The 17511-nt window shown below is 62.5% G+C and carries 16 protein-coding genes; 11 read left to right on the top strand and 5 right to left on the bottom strand.

Features of this window, described 5'->3' with window-relative positions:
* Positions 1–34 precede the first annotated feature (34 nt).
* The gene (locus GTQ41_RS11505) at positions 35–421 is read left to right on the top strand and encodes a cupin domain-containing protein (protein WP_047294860.1); all 387 of its coding nucleotides are present in this window, start codon (positions 35–37) and stop codon (positions 419–421) included.
* Positions 422–470: 49 nt separating this feature from the next.
* On the opposite strand, the gene GTQ41_RS11500 is transcribed toward GTQ41_RS11505, so the two are convergent.
* Both GTQ41_RS11500 and GTQ41_RS11495 read right to left on the bottom strand, forming a co-directional pair.
* On the bottom strand, positions 471–1199 hold the full coding sequence (locus GTQ41_RS11500; protein WP_047294862.1) for a type 1 glutamine amidotransferase: 729 nt from the start codon (positions 1197–1199) through the stop codon (positions 471–473).
* Between the two features lie 121 nt (positions 1200–1320).
* The gene (locus tag GTQ41_RS11495) at positions 1321–2517 is read right to left on the bottom strand and encodes an MFS transporter (RefSeq protein ID WP_047294864.1); all 1197 of its coding nucleotides are present in this window, start codon (positions 2515–2517) and stop codon (positions 1321–1323) included.
* Positions 2518–2759: 242 nt separating this feature from the next.
* On the opposite strand from GTQ41_RS11495, the gene GTQ41_RS11490 reads away from it, so the two are divergent.
* The 5 genes from GTQ41_RS11490 (at position 2760) to GTQ41_RS11470 (ending at position 8873) form a co-directional block, all read left to right on the top strand.
* A complete protein-coding gene (locus GTQ41_RS11490) occupies positions 2760–3692 on the top strand; it encodes an AraC family transcriptional regulator (protein WP_047294866.1) in 933 nt (310 codons plus the stop codon).
* 87 nt (positions 3693–3779) lie between these two features.
* Entirely contained in the window at positions 3780–4235 is a 456-nt protein-coding gene (locus tag GTQ41_RS11485) for a (2Fe-2S)-binding protein (RefSeq protein ID WP_027613020.1), read from the top strand.
* Positions 4235–6487 carry a xanthine dehydrogenase family protein molybdopterin-binding subunit gene (locus tag GTQ41_RS11480; protein WP_217325503.1) on the top strand — a complete coding sequence of 751 codons (2253 nt, stop codon included), beginning with the start codon at positions 4235–4237 and terminating at the stop codon, positions 6485–6487. The genes GTQ41_RS11485 and GTQ41_RS11480 overlap by 1 nt, the downstream gene beginning before the upstream one ends.
* Positions 6488–6504: 17 nt before the next feature.
* The gene (locus GTQ41_RS11475) at positions 6505–7857 is read left to right on the top strand and encodes a cytochrome c (RefSeq protein WP_047294870.1); all 1353 of its coding nucleotides are present in this window, start codon (positions 6505–6507) and stop codon (positions 7855–7857) included.
* An 11-nt stretch (positions 7858–7868) separates the two neighbouring features.
* Positions 7869–8873: an XdhC family protein gene (locus tag GTQ41_RS11470; protein ID WP_047294872.1), complete on the top strand. Its 1005-nt coding sequence runs from the start codon at positions 7869–7871 to the stop codon at positions 8871–8873.
* 45 nt (positions 8874–8918) lie between these two features.
* Here the strand turns inward: GTQ41_RS11470 and GTQ41_RS11465 are convergent, their stop codons facing one another.
* The 3 genes from GTQ41_RS11465 to GTQ41_RS11455 all read right to left on the bottom strand — a co-directional run bounded on the left by GTQ41_RS11465 (position 8919) and on the right by GTQ41_RS11455 (position 11162).
* On the bottom strand, positions 8919–9872 hold the full coding sequence (locus GTQ41_RS11465) for a helix-turn-helix domain-containing GNAT family N-acetyltransferase (RefSeq protein WP_047294874.1): 954 nt from the start codon (positions 9870–9872) through the stop codon (positions 8919–8921).
* 217 nt (positions 9873–10089) lie between these two features.
* Positions 10090–10431, bottom strand: coding sequence for a hypothetical protein (locus tag GTQ41_RS11460; RefSeq protein ID WP_041062700.1), 342 nt, complete (start codon positions 10429–10431; stop codon positions 10090–10092).
* Positions 10432–10517: 86 nt separating this feature from the next.
* Positions 10518–11162: a hypothetical protein gene (locus GTQ41_RS11455; protein ID WP_047294877.1), complete on the bottom strand. Its 645-nt coding sequence runs from the start codon at positions 11160–11162 to the stop codon at positions 10518–10520.
* 169 nt (positions 11163–11331) lie between these two features.
* Between GTQ41_RS11455 and GTQ41_RS11450 the strand changes: the two genes are divergently transcribed.
* The 5 genes from GTQ41_RS11450 (at position 11332) to GTQ41_RS11430 (ending at position 17508) form a co-directional block, all read left to right on the top strand.
* Positions 11332–11580 carry a hypothetical protein gene (locus GTQ41_RS11450; protein WP_047294879.1) on the top strand — a complete coding sequence of 83 codons (249 nt, stop codon included), beginning with the start codon at positions 11332–11334 and terminating at the stop codon, positions 11578–11580.
* A 103-nt stretch (positions 11581–11683) separates the two neighbouring features.
* A complete protein-coding gene (locus tag GTQ41_RS11445; protein ID WP_047294881.1) occupies positions 11684–12841 on the top strand; it encodes a GGDEF domain-containing protein in 1158 nt (385 codons plus the stop codon).
* A gap of 8 nt (positions 12842–12849) precedes the next feature.
* Positions 12850–13344 (top strand): PaaI family thioesterase, encoded by a 495-nt coding sequence (locus GTQ41_RS11440; RefSeq protein WP_047294883.1) that lies wholly within the window; start codon positions 12850–12852, stop codon positions 13342–13344.
* Between the two features lie 290 nt (positions 13345–13634).
* Positions 13635–15179 carry a class I SAM-dependent methyltransferase gene (locus GTQ41_RS11435; RefSeq protein ID WP_047294885.1) on the top strand — a complete coding sequence of 515 codons (1545 nt, stop codon included), beginning with the start codon at positions 13635–13637 and terminating at the stop codon, positions 15177–15179.
* A gap of 199 nt (positions 15180–15378) precedes the next feature.
* Positions 15379–17508 (top strand): TonB-dependent receptor, encoded by a 2130-nt coding sequence (locus GTQ41_RS11430; protein ID WP_047294887.1) that lies wholly within the window; start codon positions 15379–15381, stop codon positions 17506–17508.
* The last annotated feature ends 3 nt before the right edge of the window (positions 17509–17511 follow it).

The raw sequence follows: 17511 nt of genomic DNA, 5'->3' as shown, positions 1-17511 counted from the left end.
AGGCTGACGACTCCTGTCTGATAGAGGATTTGTCATGCCACATACCAGCAAAGTACCAGCACTGCACGCCATCAATCTGGCGCAGAAATCCGCGCTGATCGATCAGCAGTGGAGCCCCCGTGTGGTCGCCGAAATGAATGACTACCAGTTCAAAGTGGTTCGCATCGAAGGTGAATTCATCTGGCACTCCCACCCGGAAACAGATGAGGCCTTTATTGTGATCGAGGGCACGCTGCGGATCGACCTGCCCCATGGCAGCGTGTACGTCGAACCGGGTGAGCTGTACGTCGTGCCGCGCGGGATCGAACATCGGACGGCAGCGGAAGGAGAAGCGCGCCTGATGATGATCGAGCCTCGGGGGGTGCGTAACACCGGGCACGAAGGTGGCGAGCGCACGGCTGACAACGACGTCTGGATCTGAGCAGGAGGCGCCGTGATGCTGCGACGTGACGGCGCCATTGTTTGAGTATCTAGTCGTTGGTTTGCCGCTGATAATGCGCCATCAGCTTGTCGAGGAACTCGAACAGTTTCAGGTTCATCTGCTCATAAGCGTTGGTGCGAAGCGCCGCCGGTTGCTGAACGAAACGACGAGCGACTGCCGCCGCCAACTCTTCACCGGACGCGGCAATCAAACGCTCCACGACCTCCGCCGTGAACTCCATGTGGCACTGGAAGCCGTAGACCAGATCGCCGTATTCGACAATCTGACGGGGGCAGCCCTCACTGACGGCGAGGACCTTCGCCTGCGCCGTCAGCCCCGGCATATCGTTGTGCCAATGACCGACGTCGAGCGCATCGCCGAAGTGCGCCACCTTGGCGTTGTTCTTGCCCGCCTCGGTCAAGGTGATCGGAAAATTGCCAATCTCCTTTTCCGGGCTGTGACCATGCGCAGCACCCAGCGCTTCGCCGAGCAATTGCGCCCCCAGGCAAACGCCTACCACTGCCTTGTTCGCGTTGATCGCTCTAACGATCAGGTCGCACTCGGCAGCCGCATCGAAATGCGGACATTCTTCTTTGCTCGTCGCCGGCGATTGCGGGCCGCCCAACACCACCAGCAGGTCGATGTTTTCGACGCTCGCGGGCAAGGCCTCAAACGCATGTACCCGCGAATAACTCGCTTCATGGCCACGTTCGCGTGCCCAGGTTTCATAGGCGCCGGGCGATTCGAATGCTTCGTGAACCACGAAATGAACGTTCATTGGAAATCCTTGATGAGGGGCTGGAGGAGTGATGCGCCAAAGACTATATGACACATAGTGTCATTGGCAAATCCGTTGCTGGAGCAGAGCTGTCAATTTCACGACCCCTCTCACATTTCTCTCAACCGACCACGTTCGACTCGACAAAATGCACGTGTGCAGCACTGCGCCCCGCTAACCAGGCGAGCACCGACGCAATCACTAACACCGCCGCGCTCAGCTCGAAGGTGGCTTTATAACCGCTCAGATCAAACGCCAGGCCACCGACGATGGCCCCTGCGGCAATTGCCAGTTGCACGATGGCCACGAGCAAGCCTCCGCCAGCTTCGGCATCCTCCGGGAGTGTTTGCGCCAGCCATGTCCACCAGCCCACGGGCGCCGCCGTGGCGACCAGCCCCCACAGGCCCAGCAGCACCGCAGTCAGCAGCGGCGATGCGCCAAAGTTGACCAGCGCCAGGGCGATGACCGCCATTATCAGCGGGATAACCGTCAGCGTGCGGTACAAGCCGGTGCCGAGGAATCTTTCGATCACAAAGGTCCCGATGAAACCGGCAAGCCCCAGTCCCAGCAGCATCAAGGACAGGGTTGAGACGCTGACCCCGGTGACCTCCTCCAGAAAGGGCCGCAGGTAGGTGAACAGCATGAATTGCCCCATGAAAAATACGCTGACAGCGACCATCCCCAAAGCGACCGGCCATTGCTTCATCAGCCGCAGGGCGTTGCCGCTACCGGCCTGACGCTCGAGCTTGAAGGACGGCAGACTGATCAGCAGCCATATGGCCGCCAGCGCGGCGACCGGAACCACACAGAAGAACGCGCCGCGCCAGCCTACCAACGACCCGAGGAAGCTGCCCGCCGGAGCAGCGATTACGGTCGCCAGCGCGTTACCGCCGTTGACAATGGCCAGTGCCCGGGACACTTGATCCGGCTGCACCAGCCGCATCGCGGTCGCCGCCGACAACGACCAGAAACCGCCGATCGCGATGCCGATCAAGGCCCGCCCGAACATGAACGACGGATAGCCCGGCGCGAACGCGACCACCGTCCCCGAGACGATCATCAGCAAGGTCAGCCCCAACAGCAGCTTCTTGCGCTCGACCCGAGCAGCGACCGCTGCAATCACCAGGCTGGTCATCAGGGCGAATGCACCGGACACGGAAATCCCCTGCCCGGCCTGGCCTTCGCTGATCTGCAGTTCCGCGGCAATCGGCGTCAGCAGACTGACCGGCATGAATTCTGAAGCGACCAGAGCGAAGGCGGCCAACGACATGGCCAGCACCGCGCTCCAGCCGCGCTGTTCTGTGGAAAGGGAGGTCATGGGAACTACCTGTATGGCGAGAGGCGTCCGGGCGATGGCCCCGACGAACTGTTTTCACGGTGCGAGGATCGCGTTGTCGAATCGCGTCTCTCCCGTAATGGTTTGACACATTCTCCCGGTCGATCCACCTCCGCCCTAGTGCATTCCTCTTGAATGCTTGCCTGATCCTCTGAGGTTGCGGGGTGGTGTATAGGAAACGCCTGTGCAGCGGATTAGAGTTCGATCAACAGGAGTTGTCCGACATGATCTCTACCCCGCTGCGCCCCGCATCACCTTTGGCGTTGAACATTGACTCGCGCGTGAGCGTGCCGGGTGACGTCGCCACGTCGATACCCGGCCTGTCGCTGTTTCGTCGCGATCAGCCGGCGCCACCGGCCGTGTGCATGATCGAGCCGAGCCTGATTCTGGTGGGCCGCGGGGAAAAGCGTTTGTGGGTCGGCGGTGAGGGTTACCGCTACGACCCTTCGCGGTTTCTGGTCACCTCGCTGGATCTGCCCGCCAATTCCGAAGTGATGCTTGCCAGCCCCGAACAGCCCTGTGTCGGGCTGGTGCTGAAACTGGATGTCGGCATGCTCGCCGAGATCCTCAGCAAAGGTGGTTTGCCTGCGAAACGGCAGCCGTCGATGAACGCGGGCGCTGGCATTGGCAACCTGTCGTCCGCGCTGGAAGGCGCGCTTGAGCGCCTGCTGGCATTGCTCGACGAACCTGAAGCGATCCCGGTACTGGCGCCGCTGGTGCTGCGGGAAATCCACTATCGGCTGCTCCATACCGATCAAGGCGCGCGGCTGCGGCAGATCACGGCCGTCGATGGCCAGGGTTATCGCATTGCCAAAGCCATCGACTGGCTCAAGGTCAACTACAGCGCGGCGCTGCGCATCGATGAGCTGGCGGCGCGGGTGCAGATGAGCGCGCCGACCTTTCACCACCACTTCCGCCAGCTCACCGGCATGAGCCCGCTGCAGTACCAGAAATGGCTGCGATTGAACGAGGCGCGCCGGTTGATGTGGATGGAGCGTCTGGACGTTTCGCGAGCGGCGTTTGCGGTCGGCTATGAAAGTCCCTCGCAGTTCAGCCGCGAATACGCACGCCTGTATGGCACCGCACCCAGTCGTGACATCGCGCTGCTGCGTGGCGAACCCTTCGCCGCAGAAGCGCTGGGTAACGCGGCCAGTTGAGCAAGAACACGCTTTACCGGTGAGGCGCCGCGCAGCGTTTCACCGCTTATAAAAATGCACGTCAACCGATGATCGAGCGGGTGAACCATGGAACTACGAATCAACCAGAAAACCTATCAGGTCGATGCCGACGCCGATACGCCCCTGCTGTGGGTGATCCGCGATGACCTGGGCATGACCGGCACCAAGTACGGCTGTGGATTGGCGCAGTGCGGCGCCTGCTCCGTGCTGGTGGACGGCAACGTGGTGCGCTCGTGCGTCACGCCGGTGGCCGGTGTGGTCGGTCGCGAGGTCACCACCATTGAGGCGATCGAGGCCGATGATGTGGGCAAACGGGTGGTCTCGACCTGGGTTGATCTGCAGGTCGCCCAGTGCGGCTACTGCCAGTCCGGCCAGGTAATGGCCGCCACGGCGCTGCTCAAGCAAAACCCCAAACCGAGTGACGCGCAGATCGAGGCGGCGATGGTCAACCTGTGCCGCTGCGGCACGTACAACGCCATTCACGCCGCCGTGCATGAGCTGGCCGGCAAGGGAGACGCCTGATGAACGTGCGTATCGATCCGTCCCAGGAAGCGTCAGCACTGGCGCTGCACGAACCGATCAACGTGTCGCGCAGACGTTTTCTGGCCGGCACCGCCGTCGGCGCACTGGTGCTCGGCTTCGGCCTGCCGCTGGGCGCGACTCGGGTGCAAGCCGCAGTGGCGGCCGCGACCGCCGAGCGTGGCACGCAGGTGCCGGCGTTTCTGGAAATCCGCCCGGACAACCGCGTGCGCCTGCTCTGCCCGTTCATGGAAGGCGGCCAAGGTACGTTCACCGCGATGGCGCAGATCGTCGGTGAAGAACTGGATGCCGATCCGGCGACTTTTCTGGTCGAAGCCGCGCCGCCCGGCGAAGCCTATGTGGTGATGGAAAACGGCATGCGCATCACCGGCGGCAGCATGTCGGTGCGTATGAGTTACCCGGTGATGCGCCGCCTGGGCGCCCTCGCCCGCGCCATGCTGCTGCAGGCCGGTGCGCAGAAACTTGGGGTGCCGGTCAGCGAACTGAGCACTGAACCCGGCAAAGTCATGCACGCCAAATCGGGTCGCTCGCTGGCCTACGGTGAACTGGCCGAACACGCCATGGATCTGCCGGTGCCCGATCCGGCCTCGGTGCAACTGCGTGATCCGAGCCAGTTCCGCTGGATCGGCAAACCGGTGAAGCGCGTCGATGCCTACGACAAGTCCACCGGCAAGGCGCTGTACAGCATCGATCTGAAAGTCGATGACATGCTCCACGCCGCCGTTCAACATGCCCCGCGTTTGGGCATGACCGTAGGCAACTTGCGCAACGAAGAGCAGGTCAAGGCGATGAAAGGCGTGCATTCCGTGCATCGTCTGCCGGGTGCCGTGGCCGTGGTCGCCGAGCGTTGGTGGCACGCCAAACGTGCGGTGGAAGCGATTCAGGTCGACTGGCAAGAGCCAACCGCCGACAGCAAAGTACGGCCGATGCCCGCAGACTTTTCCAGCGATGCCTGGCTCAAGCGCCTGGCTGACGACAAAGGCCCGGCCAAGGATGATGAAAATGAGGGCGACGTGGCTGCCATTCTGGCCAGCGCCAAAACCCGGATTGACGCCACTTACCACAACCAGTACCTGAATCACGGCCAGTTGGAGCCGCCGTCGGCGCTGGCCCGCTTCAATCCCGACGGTTCGCTGGAAGTCTGGCTGCCGAATCAGGCGCCGGACATGTTCCGTGCCGACATCGCCAAACGCACCGGACTCGACCCGTCGCGCATCACCTTGCATTCGCCATTGCTGGGCGGCTTCTTCGGTCGGCATTTCCTCTACGACGCCGCCAGCCCCTACCCGCAGGCGATCGAGTTATCCAAGGCGGTTGGCCGCCCGGTCAAACTGATCTGGAGCCGCGAGGAAGAGTTCCTGCGCGATGTGCTGCGTCCTGTAGCCGCGGTGAATTTCCGCGCCGCGCTGGACAACGACGGCTGGCCGCTGGCGATCGAAGCGATCAGTGCCACCGAAGGCCCGACCGAGGCGCTGGCCGGCAAACAGGGTGAGAAGCTCGACCCGACGGCGCTTGAAGGCTTGTCGGGCAAGTCCTATGCAATCCCCAACAAGCGCATCGCACAGATCTACGCCAAAGGCCCGGCGATGCTGGGTTACTGGCGTTCGGTGGGCAATTCGCTCAACGACTTCTTCTATGAGTCGTTCCTTGACGAACTGGCTGACAAGGGCGGCAAGGATCCGTTCGAATTGCGCCTGCACCTGCTGCGCGACAACCAACGGCTGACCACGTTGCTGCACGCAGTGGGCGAGCTGTCGGGTGGCTGGAAGCGTGGGCCGTTTACCGCGGCGGACGGCAGCAAACGTGCGCGAGGCGTGGCGATGGCGTCGCCGTTCGGTACCCAGACGGCGGTGATCGCCGAGGTCTCCATCGAGCATGGTCAGGTCAAGGTGCACGACATCTGGCAGGCAATCGACCCCGGCAGCATCGTCAATCCGGCGATTGTCGAAGCGCAGGTCAACGGCGCGGTGGCGCTGGGCCTGTCGCAGACCCTGGTGGAGGAAGCCGTGTGGATTGATGGCAAACCGCGTGCGCGCAACTACGACTTGTATCCGATCCTGCCGCCTGCGCGGATGGCCCGGGTCCACGTGCGTGTGGTCGAGAGCGGGGAAAAAATGGGCGGCATCGGCGAACCGCCGCTGCCCGCTGTCGCGCCCGCCGTCGCCAATGCGGTGGCAACGCTGACCGGGCAACGGGTGCGCAGCCTGCCCATGAGCCGCCACACCTTCACTTGATCAGCGCCGGAGCGTCCATGAATAACCGCCGATTCGCAAGAACCGCAGGCTGGCTGGCAGTGCCGTGCCTGGTCGCGGCAGGCCTGCTGGCCTGGTATGTCACCCGCGAGCCTGTCTCGCGCCTTGAAAACAACCACACCGCCGTGGCCGACATCGACCCGGCGCTGGTGGCTCGTGGCGAATATGTAGCCCGGCTCAGCGATTGCGTGGCGTGCCACAGCGTGCCGGGCGGTGCGCCGTTCGCTGGCGGCCTGGAAATGGCCACGCCACTGGGCGCGATCCACGCGACCAACATCACCCCGGAGCCGGAAACCGGTATTGGTCGCTACAGCCTGGCGGACTTTGACCGTGCAGTACGCCACGGCGTGGCACCCGACAGCCGCCGTCTGTACCCGGCGATGCCCTACCCGTCCTACGCCAAGCTCAGTGACGACGACGTGCGAGCGCTGTACGCGTTTTTCATGAAAGGCGTGGCACCGGTCAAGCAGGCGAATATCCCGAGTGCGATTCCTTTCCCGTTGAACCTGCGCTGGCCGATTGCGTTGTGGAACGGTGTGTTTGCCGAAACCGAGCCTTACGTGGCCAAACCGGCGCAGGATGCCGTGTGGAATCGCGGCGCTTATCTCGTGCAAGGCGCCGGGCACTGCGGCAGTTGCCATACGCCGCGCGGTCTGGCGTTCAACGAGAAGGCTCTGGATGAGTCCGCCACGCCGTACCTCGCTGGCGCCTTGCTCGATGGCTGGTATGCGCCAAGTCTGCGTGATGATCACAACACCGGTCTGGGCCGCTGGAGTGAGCCGGAGATCGTGCAGTTCCTCAAGACCGGGCGCAACAAACACGCGGTGGTTTACGGCTCGATGACCGAGGCGTTCAACAACTCCACGCAGTTCATGAGCGATGACGATCTGACCGCGATCGCCCGCTATCTCAAGTCATTGCCGGGGGATCGTCAGCGCGACGGCCAGCCATGGCAGTACCAAGCGGCTTCGGCGACGGAACGTCTGGACGCGCCTGGTGCTCATACCTACGTCACGCGCTGTGCTTCGTGCCACGGCCTCGACGGCAAGGGCCAGTCGGAATGGATGCCGCCGCTGGCCGGCGCCACCTCGGCACTGGCCAAGGAAAGTGCTTCGGCGATCAACATCACCCTCAACGGTTCGCAGCGGGTGGTGGCGGCCGGAGTGCCGGACGCCTATCGCATGCCGGCCTTCCGTGAGCAGTTGTCGGATCAAGAGATCGCCGAAGTGCTGACCTTCATGCGCAGCAGCTGGGGCAATCAGGGCGGTGCCATTGAAGCGCAGGCCGTCAACAAGCTGCGTGAACGTACCGATCCGGCCAGCAGCAGCCCGATCATCCTGCAAATGCGTTAGAGGAACGTTTGATGGAAAGCATCGACTTGCTGGTCCTGCGCACCGCGCGGGACTGGCTCGCCACCGGCGAGCAGGTGTTGCTCGCCACGGTGGCGCGCACATGGGGCTCTTCGCCGCGCCCGACAGGGTCGATGATGGCTTTGCGTAACGACGGGCGCGTGGTGGGCAGCGTGTCCGGCGGCTGCATTGAGGACGATCTGATCCAGCGTTACACCACCGCGCAGGGCGGCAGCGGCCTCAAGGACAGTGCACCCGAGGTGGTGCGCTACGGCGTCAGCGCCGACGAGGCGCATCGTTTCGGTTTGCCCTGTGGCGGCACGCTTGAGCTGATTCTTGAGTTCAATCCCTCATGGCAGGTGCTGGACCAACTGCTGCTGCAACTGGATGCCGGGCAACTGGTACGCCGCTGCCTGGCACTGGATAGCGGTCGCGTCACGCTGGAAACTACGGCAACTCCTGAGCAATTCAGTTTCGACGGCCAACGGATGCTCAATACCCTCGGGCCGGGGTATCGCCTGCTGATGATCGGCGCCGGCGCGCTGGCCGAGTACCTGGCGACCATGGCCCTGTTCAACGGCTTCAAGGTCGCGGTGTGCGACCCGCGTGCCGAATACATCGACACCTGGGCGGTGGACGGTGTGGAGCGCATCATCGGCATGCCGGACGACGTGGTACGCGACTTCGCGGTCGATCTGCGCACCTGCATCGTCGCCTTGAGTCATGATCCGCGACTCGACGACCTGGCATTGCTCGAAGCCCTCCACAGCCCGGCGTTTTACATCGGCGCCATCGGTTCGCGGCGCAACAGTCAGCTGCGCCGCGAACGGCTGATCGAGCATTTTGGTGAGACCCAGACATCACTCGAACGGCTGCACGGGCCAATCGGCATTTACATTGGCAGCAAGACACCGGCGGAAATCGCCGTCAGCGTGATGGCCGAGATCCTGGCCGCGAAGAATGGCGCCAGTCTGCCGAAGGCGTTTTCGATTGCCAGCGCCAAGGCGCAGGAAGCCTGACTGGCGGACACATACAGCGCCTGGGTGATGACACTGATACAACCGTCACCGTGAGGCGGCTGTTCGGGTGAACTGCTGTTCCGTCACCACTCTGCCCCACTGGCTGCCCTGCTCTTCCATGGTCAGTTCGAACCCGGCCGCTTCGTACAGTCGGCGCGCGGCGTCGAGGCCTTTGAAGGTCCACAGCTGAATCGCGTCAAAGCCGTGCTGATCGCAAAACTCCACCGCCGCCCTCAGCAGTTGCCGGCCGACGCCACTGCCGCGGCAGCCGTCGTCGAGGATGAACCAGCGCAAATGCGCCTGATTGTTACCCAGATCCTGCCCGTCGATTGCGATGGAGCCGACAATGCGCTCATCAAGCATCGCCACCCAGATCTGGTTGCAGGGCTGATCGAGGCGCCCGACAAACTCCGCCGTTTCACTGGCGACGCGGCTTTCGAAGATCGCGCCGAAACCGGAATGCCGCGAATAATAATCCGCATGCATTTGCGCCACGCGGCCAATCAGCCCGGGGCGATAGCCGGCGCTGATGTGCAGGTTCGGCGTGAGTGGCCGGTCAGCGCCCAGACGGATGCTTTTGAGCGCATGGGCGTAGGTTGCAAGGCCCTGCGCCACGCTCTGTTGTTGCGACGGATTGAGCGTGTTCAGTGCTTTGCTGACCTGCGCCCGGCCGTAGGCATGAATATCGTTGACGGTCTGCCGGCCCTGCGCAGTCAGCTGCAACAGCTTGACCCGGGCGTCCTCGGCGGCACGCTCCTCGATCTCCCCGGCCTTGATCAGTTTGCCGACCATGCGGCTGACACTGGATTTTTCCAGGCCAAGGCTTTGCGCCAGTTGTGCAGCGCTGACGCCGTCCCCGGCCTCGATTTCCAGCAATGCGTGCACGCCGGAGGCTGAATAGTCGGTCGCCGCCAGGGTGGCGCGCAGGAAACCGAACTCACGCACCATCGTGCGCGACGCTGTACGGATTTCTTCGATCAAGGCTGTAGGGATACTCATGACACATCACCACTGAAATTTAGTTGCACCATACAACCATATTTCCCTTTGCCGACGCAAGCAGCCGACCACGCCGGGCAAGCGTCAGCGTGCCGACATCAAAACCGCAGCAAACGTCAGACAAAAAAAGCCCCGCAACCGAATGAGGTGCGGGGCAAAGTATTGGTTGGTTGCGGCCAACCAAAGGAGCTCGGTCAGAACGGTGTGCGCGGCCGGGTCAGATGCAATCCTGGGCAGCGCGTTCAAAACTGGAAGGCAGGAAATTGGAAGCCAGCAAATGGCGCTCGTAGATGAACACCTTGCCGCCGTTGCCGGCCTTGTAGGCTTCCAGCACGTTGTCTGCCGACACCTTGCTCGGCACCACGATCCGGTAGCTGCGCTGGGTCTGCGAGACGGTCGGGTTCAGCGCACTGCTCTGCAGCTTGGGCACCACGCAATCGGCGTATTGCGCCGGGGTCTTGCGGGTCTGCAAGGTCAGCGTCGGGTCGTTCGGTGCGGAGGCGCAACCGGCGAGCAGCAAGGAGGCAACCGCCAGGGTCGGGGCAAAAAAAGTACGCATTGGTGTAATCCTGAAAATAAAAGTCCGGTTCATCCGGCAACGGTTCAGCGTCACGGCGCCGCCGCTGCCCTTTTGGTTTTGAGTGTTCAGCTCGAAGCCACCAGCGCCTTGAGCGAGGCATCGAACTGCTTCAAGGCATTGAGTTGCAGATCACGTTGTTGCTCGATCTGTGCGGCAATCTCCTGCGCCGCTTTGTCGTGTACCCAGACCGACGGAATCTGTTTCTCCACCGAGCCCTCGGCCTTGCCGATGTATTGCAGGTCGGCATCGTAGAAACGCGCGATGAAATGCGCCTCGTACAGGCTGTTTTGCTGGGTCAGCAAGCGGTTGAAGGTGTCGAGTTTCACCACAATGTCCGGGTGTGCCTGAATCAGCGCATCAAGGCTGTCGTAAACCGTCACCGACGAAAAATGACGCTGCAGCGAGCTGAGCAACCAATCGATGGCCAGTTCCGGGTCGGAACTGCTGACAAAGGCTGCACGAATTCGCGAATCCAGCGCATCCTTGGCGCCGTGCAACGCCATGTCGTGGTAGCGCGACAGGTATTGCAGGTTTTCCCGGGTGTTTTCGCTGTACAGCACACCCACGGTCTGTGAATGTTGCAATGTCGCGCTGCTGCCGGCGATTGGCTGAAGATGACACGCACAGGCGTCGTCGGCGTAAGACGGTGCCGTGGCTACCATACCGCTCATCAGCAGAGCGGTCAGTGCCAGTCGGGTCAGTGTCTTCATCGCGCAATTTCCTTGAGCTGCGTTTTCAATGAAGGCAATTTTCCGCCTATTGCTTGCAAAGCTGAACTTGCGTTTCGTGATGGTCACTATTACTTCTAGCGATAGTTACCGACGATAAGTTTGATCCATGCTCATCTCTAATGACTAAAACAACAGTGAGGACGCCGCTTTGAGAACCTTTGACCTGATCCGCGACGCGGTTTTGCCCGACTTTCGCGAGCGGGTGGCGGAATACCTGGTGCAGTACGAAAACGTGTTGCTGGACAAGGACATCACCGATGTGCAGCTCAAACGCGATACGGCCAATCAGTTGCGTGGCTATCTGCGCGGGCTGAACACCACGCGGGTGCTGGGCATGGCTTATTGGGAAGAACTGGATCGGCGGGTCGTCGACACCTGGCTCGCGCCACAGTCATGACGGCGAACGCCCGGCCATGACATCAGCGTGCGGAGCCTGCCAAAACGGCCCCGAACGCTTACAATCGCCGGCCCTACCGACCTTCTGACAGGCTCCCCCGGAAATGCCGCTCGACCCACTGACGATGCTGACCATTTCGATCGCTCTCGCAGCCGCCGCCGCGCTGTATCTGGCGGTCGAGTGGCGCAGCATTCGTGAGCCTTCGCTGCTGTTCTGGAGCGCCGGTTTCGCCACCATCACCATCGGTTCCACCCTGGCCCTGCTGCGCAGTAATGGTTTTCTGCTGATCGGCATCTGGTTCGCCAACGGCTTGCTGGTGACCGCGCACTTTCTGTTTTTGCTGGGGGTGGCGCGCTTCACGCAGATCCGTCTATCCCCGGCCTGGTACCTGATTTTCGTCAGCTGGCTGGTCATGCTGTTGTTGCCGGACGGGCCGTTGTGGTCGAAAGTCATGCTGGCCGCCAACTCGCTGCTGGTGGCCGCCTCGACGCTCAAGGCCAGTCTGCTGCTGCGCCCTCATGGCAGTTCGCTGAGCGTCGGCGCGGTGCAACTGCGCTACGTGTTGCTCGGTCACGGGCTGTTCTATGTGGCCAAGGCCCTGACCGTGATGATCCCGGGCACGCTGATCGATCTGGCGGCGTTCCGGGGTGAAATCATTCAGATTTCGCTGGTCGAAGGCGCAATGGCGATCATGCTGATCGCGCTGTCGATGACCGGCACCGAACGCTACCGGCGTGAGGAACAGATCGCCCGACTGGCCGCCCGTGATCCGCTGACCGCTCTCTACAACCGCCGCGCCCTCGATGTGCGCGCACCGCGCTTGCTGCAAGACGTCTCCCCGGCGCATCCGGGCGCCCTGCTGCTGATCGATATCGACAACTTCAAATCGGTCAACGATCAGTACGGTCACAGCGCCGGCGACCGTTTGCTGGTGGCCTTGAGTGAAATGATCCGCGCCGAGACTTCCGATGAGACGCTCGCCGCCCGTTTGGGCGGCGACGAGTTCGTGATTTTGCTGAGCAACGCGCCCAGCGATCACGTCGTCAGACTGGGCGACGCCCTGCGCGATCAGTTTCACCGCAGCGCCGCCCAGGCATTCCCGACACCAGAGCCGGTGACGTTGAGCATCGGCGCCACCCTGTTCAACCAGCCGCCGGCCAGTCTCGCGGCATTGATCGAACAAGGCGACGCCGCTCTTTATGAATCCAAGCGCGGTGGGCGCAACCGCCTGCGCCTGACCGGAATCACCCCTTCAGGATGACCAGCCCCATGACCCGTTCCGAAACTCCCCTGCAAGACCTCGCCGCCCCCGCTGGCATCTGCTATGGCTGCGGCGGTCGCAACCCGCATGGGCTGCACGTCAAAAGCTTCTGGCACGAGGACGGCGTGCATGTGATGGCCGAACACCTGCCGGACGACAAATACTGCGGCTGGCCGGATCTGGTGTACGGCGGGTTGCTGGCGATGCTGGTCGACTGCCATTCCAACTGGACCGCGATGGCTTACCACTACCGCGCCGAACAGCGTGCCCCGGGCAGCCTGCCGCGCATCGACTGCGTCACCGGCAACCTCGGCCTCAAGTTCATCAAACCCACACCGATGGGCGTCACCCTGACCTTGCGCGCCAGGGTCGAAGGCGATGTCGGGCGCAAAACCCGGGTGATCTGCGAGGTGTACGCCGGGGAAGTGCTGACGGCGGTGGGTGATTCGGTGTTCGTGCGGGTCGATACCGGGCAACTGGCGGACGCGGCACACGGTCGCTGAATTTACACGCGCCCCTGTAGGAGCTGCCGCAGGCTGCGATCTTTTGACTTTAAAGATCAACATCAAAAGATCGCAGCCTGCGGCAACTCCTACAGGGCATGGTGCTCGAATTAACCCGCGCGCTGGCCCGAAAGACTGCATGACCGATTTGCAGCCCACAGCAGCGATGGCAGACAGACGTCTAATCGCCTCGGCAAACGTAAGACTCACCTACATGTTTTTCCGCTTGTGGAGCGCACTGCCAACCCCTTATAAGAGCGGCTCTCACTCGCGAATTGAAGGATGCACCCATGAGCAATGCCTGGAACGAAGGGTATTTCACCGACGAGGGCTACACCTACTCGTATAGCCGGGAAATCAATCCGGTGTTCCAGCGTTTTTGCCTGTTGTTGCGCGGCTTTGCCACGCTGGAGAGTGCCGCTGGCTACCACTGCGAACTGGGCTTCGGCCAGGGTGTGTCGATCAACATCCATGCCGCCGCCAACCCGGGAAACTACGTCGGCACCGATTTCATGCCATCCCAGGCCGCGCATGCCATTGCATTGGCGAGCGACTGGAACAGCCAGGCGCGCCTGTATGACGACAGTTTCGAGCAACTGCTGGCCCGGGATGACCTGCCGGCCTTCGACAGTATCAGCCTGCATGGCATCTGGACCTGGGTCAGCCGCGACAATCAGCAACTGATCGTCGAATTCGCCCGCCGCCACCTCAAACCCGGCGGCATGTTGTATGTCAGCTACAACTGTTTCCCGGGCTGGTCGCCTTCGGCGCCCTTGCGCAATCTGTTCAGTCTGCACAACCGCTTTGCCAGCCACGCCTCCACCAGCCCGGCCAAACGTATCGATGCCGCGATGCAATTTTCCGAAGCGCTGCTGGCGGCCAATCCGAAGTACGCCAGAACGGCGCCGGCTCTCGGTGCCCAGTTGCAGAGCATCAAGGGCCAGAATCGTCAGTACGTGGCCCATGAGTACTTCAATCGCGACTGGAACTGCATGTATTTCACCGACGTGGTCGACGCCATGGCGGCGGCCAAACTGGACTACGCCGCGACCGCCGTGCCATTGGATACCGTTGCAGCGCTGAATCTGAGTGCAGAAGGCATGGACTTTCTGCAGGGAATCGAGCATCCGGTCATGCGCGAACAGGCGCGCGACTACTTCATCAATCAGAACTTCCGCCGGGATCTGTACGTGCGCGGTGCCAATCGGCTGTCTGCCGCCGAACAGCGCGATGCCCTGCTGAGAAGCCGTTTTGTCCTGTTGCAAGCCATTGAAAACATTCCCGACACCGTCACGAGTCCGGCCGGTGCGGCTTCGCTGCAAGCGGAGATTTACAGCCCGGTGCTCGCAGCGCTCGCAGCCAATGCCTATGCCGCGAAGACCCTGCAGCAGTTATCGATGGCCGTGGGCTCCGTGTCTTACGACGACCTGGTGCAGGCTGTCACCGTGCTGATCGGCATGGGCGTCGCCGCCCCGTGCCAGAGCGAAGCCGCTGAAAGACAGGTGCAGGAACGTTGCGACACCCTGAACCTGCAACTGTGCAAGCGGGCACTGTTCAACAGCGATATTCAGGTGCTGGCCAGCCCGGTCACCGGCGGTGGCGTGGCAGTCAGCCGCGTCCAGCAGTTGTTCCTGATTTCGCTCAAACAAGGCATGACTGACCCGCAAGACTGGGCGCAACTGGCGTGGGCCGTCATCGGTGAACAGGGCGAAGTGCTGCTCAGGGGTGACCAGCCGCTGCTCACCGCCGAAGAAAACCTTGCCGAGATGACTGAGCAGGCCCGGGCATTTGCCCAGACACCGCTGGACATTCTCATGGCGTTGAAGATTGCCTGATCCCTCCCCCCGAACGACTGGCCGCGATCACCAGCGGCCGGTCGTCTGCGTTTGCGGCCATGAATGCCGCCTCCGGACTTGACCTCCAGCACTTCCATCCCAGATTCCCTGGCAAAAAAGCAAAATTGCCATGTGTTTCCATCGTTCCTTCTGGCGTCGCACTGTTCATTGCCCGTCCCTGTCTGTCTGGAGTTTCTCGATGCCGTCGCCCAAATCCCTGCCCTCTGCCCTGCTGGGCCTGGCCCTCGCCTGCCCGGTCATGGCCGAGGAACCCAAAGGCATGGAATTGGGACAAGTGCTGATTTCCGCTGACGAGCAAAGTGGCACCGATGCCTCCGTGGCGGAGGCCGAAGCGCGTCTGGCGCAAGTGCCCGGCGGCAGCAATGTGGTCGACATGCGTCAGCCGTTGCAGGGCCGGGTGGCGAGCAATCAGGACGTCCTGGCGTATCAGCCCGGGGTCTACGCGCAGTCGGCGGGCAACGAAGGGGTGAAGATTTCGATCCGGGGTTCGGGGATTAACCGCGCACCCGGCGCGCATGCCTCGGGGTTGTACACGATGCTCGATGGCCTGCCGCTGACCGGCCCCGGCGGCACGCCCTACGAATTGCTCGAACCGCTGTGGCTCGACCATTTGGAGGTGCTGCGCGGTGCCAACGGTTTTGATCGTGGTGCGCTGGCGCTGGGCGGCGCCGTCGATTACGTCAGCCACACCGGCTACGACGCGCCGAAATTGCAGGTGCGCTATGCCACCGGCAGCCATGGTTATCAGCAGCGTCAGGTAAGTTCCGGGCAGGTGCTGGGCGACTTCGACTACTACGTGTCGCTGACCGACGCGAACGCTGACGGCTATCAGGATCACACCGCCAGCGAGAGCCAAGGCGTGATCGCCAACTTCGGTTATCGCTTCAATCCGAACCTGGAGACCCGCTTCTATTTCCGTTACCGCGAGACCGACAACGACCTCGCCGGCCGTGTGACCAAGCATTCGATCGAGCACACGCCACGGGCGGCCAACCCGGCTTACGTGTCGCGCGACGACAGCCGCAAACAACCGGGCAGCACCTTCATCGGCAACAAGACCACCTACTACATCGACGACGATTCGAGCATTCAGACCGGCCTGGTCTATCACGACTACCCGATGGATCTGCGCGAAGGCCCGAACCGTCTGAAAGTCGCCTACACCGACGTCAGCGGCACCTTCGACTACAAGCGCCGCGACACCCTGTTCGGCATGGAAAGCCGCAGCACTCTCGGCCTGCGCACCACCAAACATTTGCCCAACGACGGCGCCAGTGAATTCGTGCGCATCCCGTCCGGCAACACCGCCGCGTATGCGCCGGGCACCCGCATGCGCAACTTCACCTATCAGGGTTCGGACACCGTTCTGCACGTCGGCAACGACCTGGAAATCGCCGACGACCTGTGGCTGACCACCGGCCTCGCCGCCCTCTACACCCGCCGCGAAAGCGCCGTCACCTACCCGCAAAACGGCGGCAAAACCAGCATGAGCGACTGGGATTACGCGCCGCGCCTGGGCCTGCGCTATCAGGTCACGCCGGACCTGCAGCTGTTCGGCAACCTCAGCCGTTCGGTGGAAGCACCGCACCCGTGGTCGCTGATCTACAGCTCGAACATTCGCTTCCCGGCCGGCAACGGCGCGGCGACCGGCACCCAGAGCGACCCGATCAAACTGCAGAACCAGACTGCGACCACCCTCGAACTCGGCGGTCGCGGCGACAGCGCGCTCGGCCAGTGGAGCCTGGCGTGGTACTACGCGCAGGTGCGCCACGAATTGCTGTCGGTGCTGCCGGACGCCAACGCCGTCACCCCGTACGAACTCAACGCCAGCCCCACCGTGCACCAAGGCGTGGAAGCCAGCTTGCAAAGTACGCTGTGGTCAGCCGCCGACGGACGTAAATTGAGCCTGCGCCAGGCCTACACCTTCAGCGACTTCCACTACCGCGACGATCAGCGTTTCGGCGACAACCGCCTGCCGGGTTTGCCGATGCATTACTACCAGGGCGAACTGCGCCACGACTGGCCACAAGGCTTCTTCGCGGCGGTCAACACGCAACTGGTGTCCAAGGTCGCGGTGGATTACGCCAACAGCTACTACGCCGATCCCTACGCACTGTTCGGTGCCACCGTCGGCTACAACGCGCCGAAAAACGACTGGCAAACCTGGCTCGACTTGCGCAACCTGACCAACAAGCACTATGCCGCGACGGTCACGCCGGGGTATGACGACAAAGGTCTGGATGCGGCGCGGTCTACGCCGGGTGAAGGGTTCGGGGTCTATGTCGGGGTGTCGTGGAGTCTGCTCTGACGG

The sequence above is a fragment of the Pseudomonas sp. AN-B15 genome, assembly GCF_019056475.1.
Classification (GTDB): Bacteria; Pseudomonadota; Gammaproteobacteria; order Pseudomonadales; family Pseudomonadaceae; genus Aquipseudomonas; species Aquipseudomonas parakoreensis.
Note: the sequence above shows the minus strand (reverse complement) of the source record. Positions and strands in the feature narration are given on the sequence as shown.

Bases quoted from the DNA above. Each gene is read 5' to 3' on its own strand.
- GTQ41_RS11480 (WP_217325503.1), top strand. From the start codon at position 4,235: ATGAACGTGCGTATCGATCCGTCCCAGGAAGCGTCAGCACTGGCGCTG.
- GTQ41_RS11430 (WP_047294887.1), top strand. From the start codon at position 15,379: ATGCCGTCGCCCAAATCCCTGCCCTCTGCCCTGCTGGGCCTGGCCCTC.
- GTQ41_RS11455 (WP_047294877.1), bottom strand. From the start codon at position 11,162: ATGAAGACACTGACCCGACTGGCACTGACCGCTCTGCTGATGAGCGGT.
- GTQ41_RS11475 (WP_047294870.1), top strand. From the start codon at position 6,505: ATGAATAACCGCCGATTCGCAAGAACCGCAGGCTGGCTGGCAGTGCCG.
- GTQ41_RS11465 (WP_047294874.1), bottom strand. From the start codon at position 9,872: ATGAGTATCCCTACAGCCTTGATCGAAGAAATCCGTACAGCGTCGCGC.
- GTQ41_RS11470 (WP_047294872.1), top strand. From the start codon at position 7,869: ATGGAAAGCATCGACTTGCTGGTCCTGCGCACCGCGCGGGACTGGCTC.
- GTQ41_RS11500 (WP_047294862.1), bottom strand. From the start codon at position 1,199: ATGAACGTTCATTTCGTGGTTCACGAAGCATTCGAATCGCCCGGCGCC.
- GTQ41_RS11440 (WP_047294883.1), top strand. From the start codon at position 12,850: ATGACCCGTTCCGAAACTCCCCTGCAAGACCTCGCCGCCCCCGCTGGC.
- GTQ41_RS11485 (WP_027613020.1), top strand. From the start codon at position 3,780: ATGGAACTACGAATCAACCAGAAAACCTATCAGGTCGATGCCGACGCC.
- GTQ41_RS11435 (WP_047294885.1), top strand. From the start codon at position 13,635: ATGAGCAATGCCTGGAACGAAGGGTATTTCACCGACGAGGGCTACACC.
- GTQ41_RS11495 (WP_047294864.1), bottom strand. From the start codon at position 2,517: ATGACCTCCCTTTCCACAGAACAGCGCGGCTGGAGCGCGGTGCTGGCC.
- GTQ41_RS11490 (WP_047294866.1), top strand. From the start codon at position 2,760: ATGATCTCTACCCCGCTGCGCCCCGCATCACCTTTGGCGTTGAACATT.
- GTQ41_RS11505 (WP_047294860.1), top strand. From the start codon at position 35: ATGCCACATACCAGCAAAGTACCAGCACTGCACGCCATCAATCTGGCG.
- GTQ41_RS11445 (WP_047294881.1), top strand. From the start codon at position 11,684: ATGCCGCTCGACCCACTGACGATGCTGACCATTTCGATCGCTCTCGCA.
- GTQ41_RS11460 (WP_041062700.1), bottom strand. From the start codon at position 10,431: ATGCGTACTTTTTTTGCCCCGACCCTGGCGGTTGCCTCCTTGCTGCTC.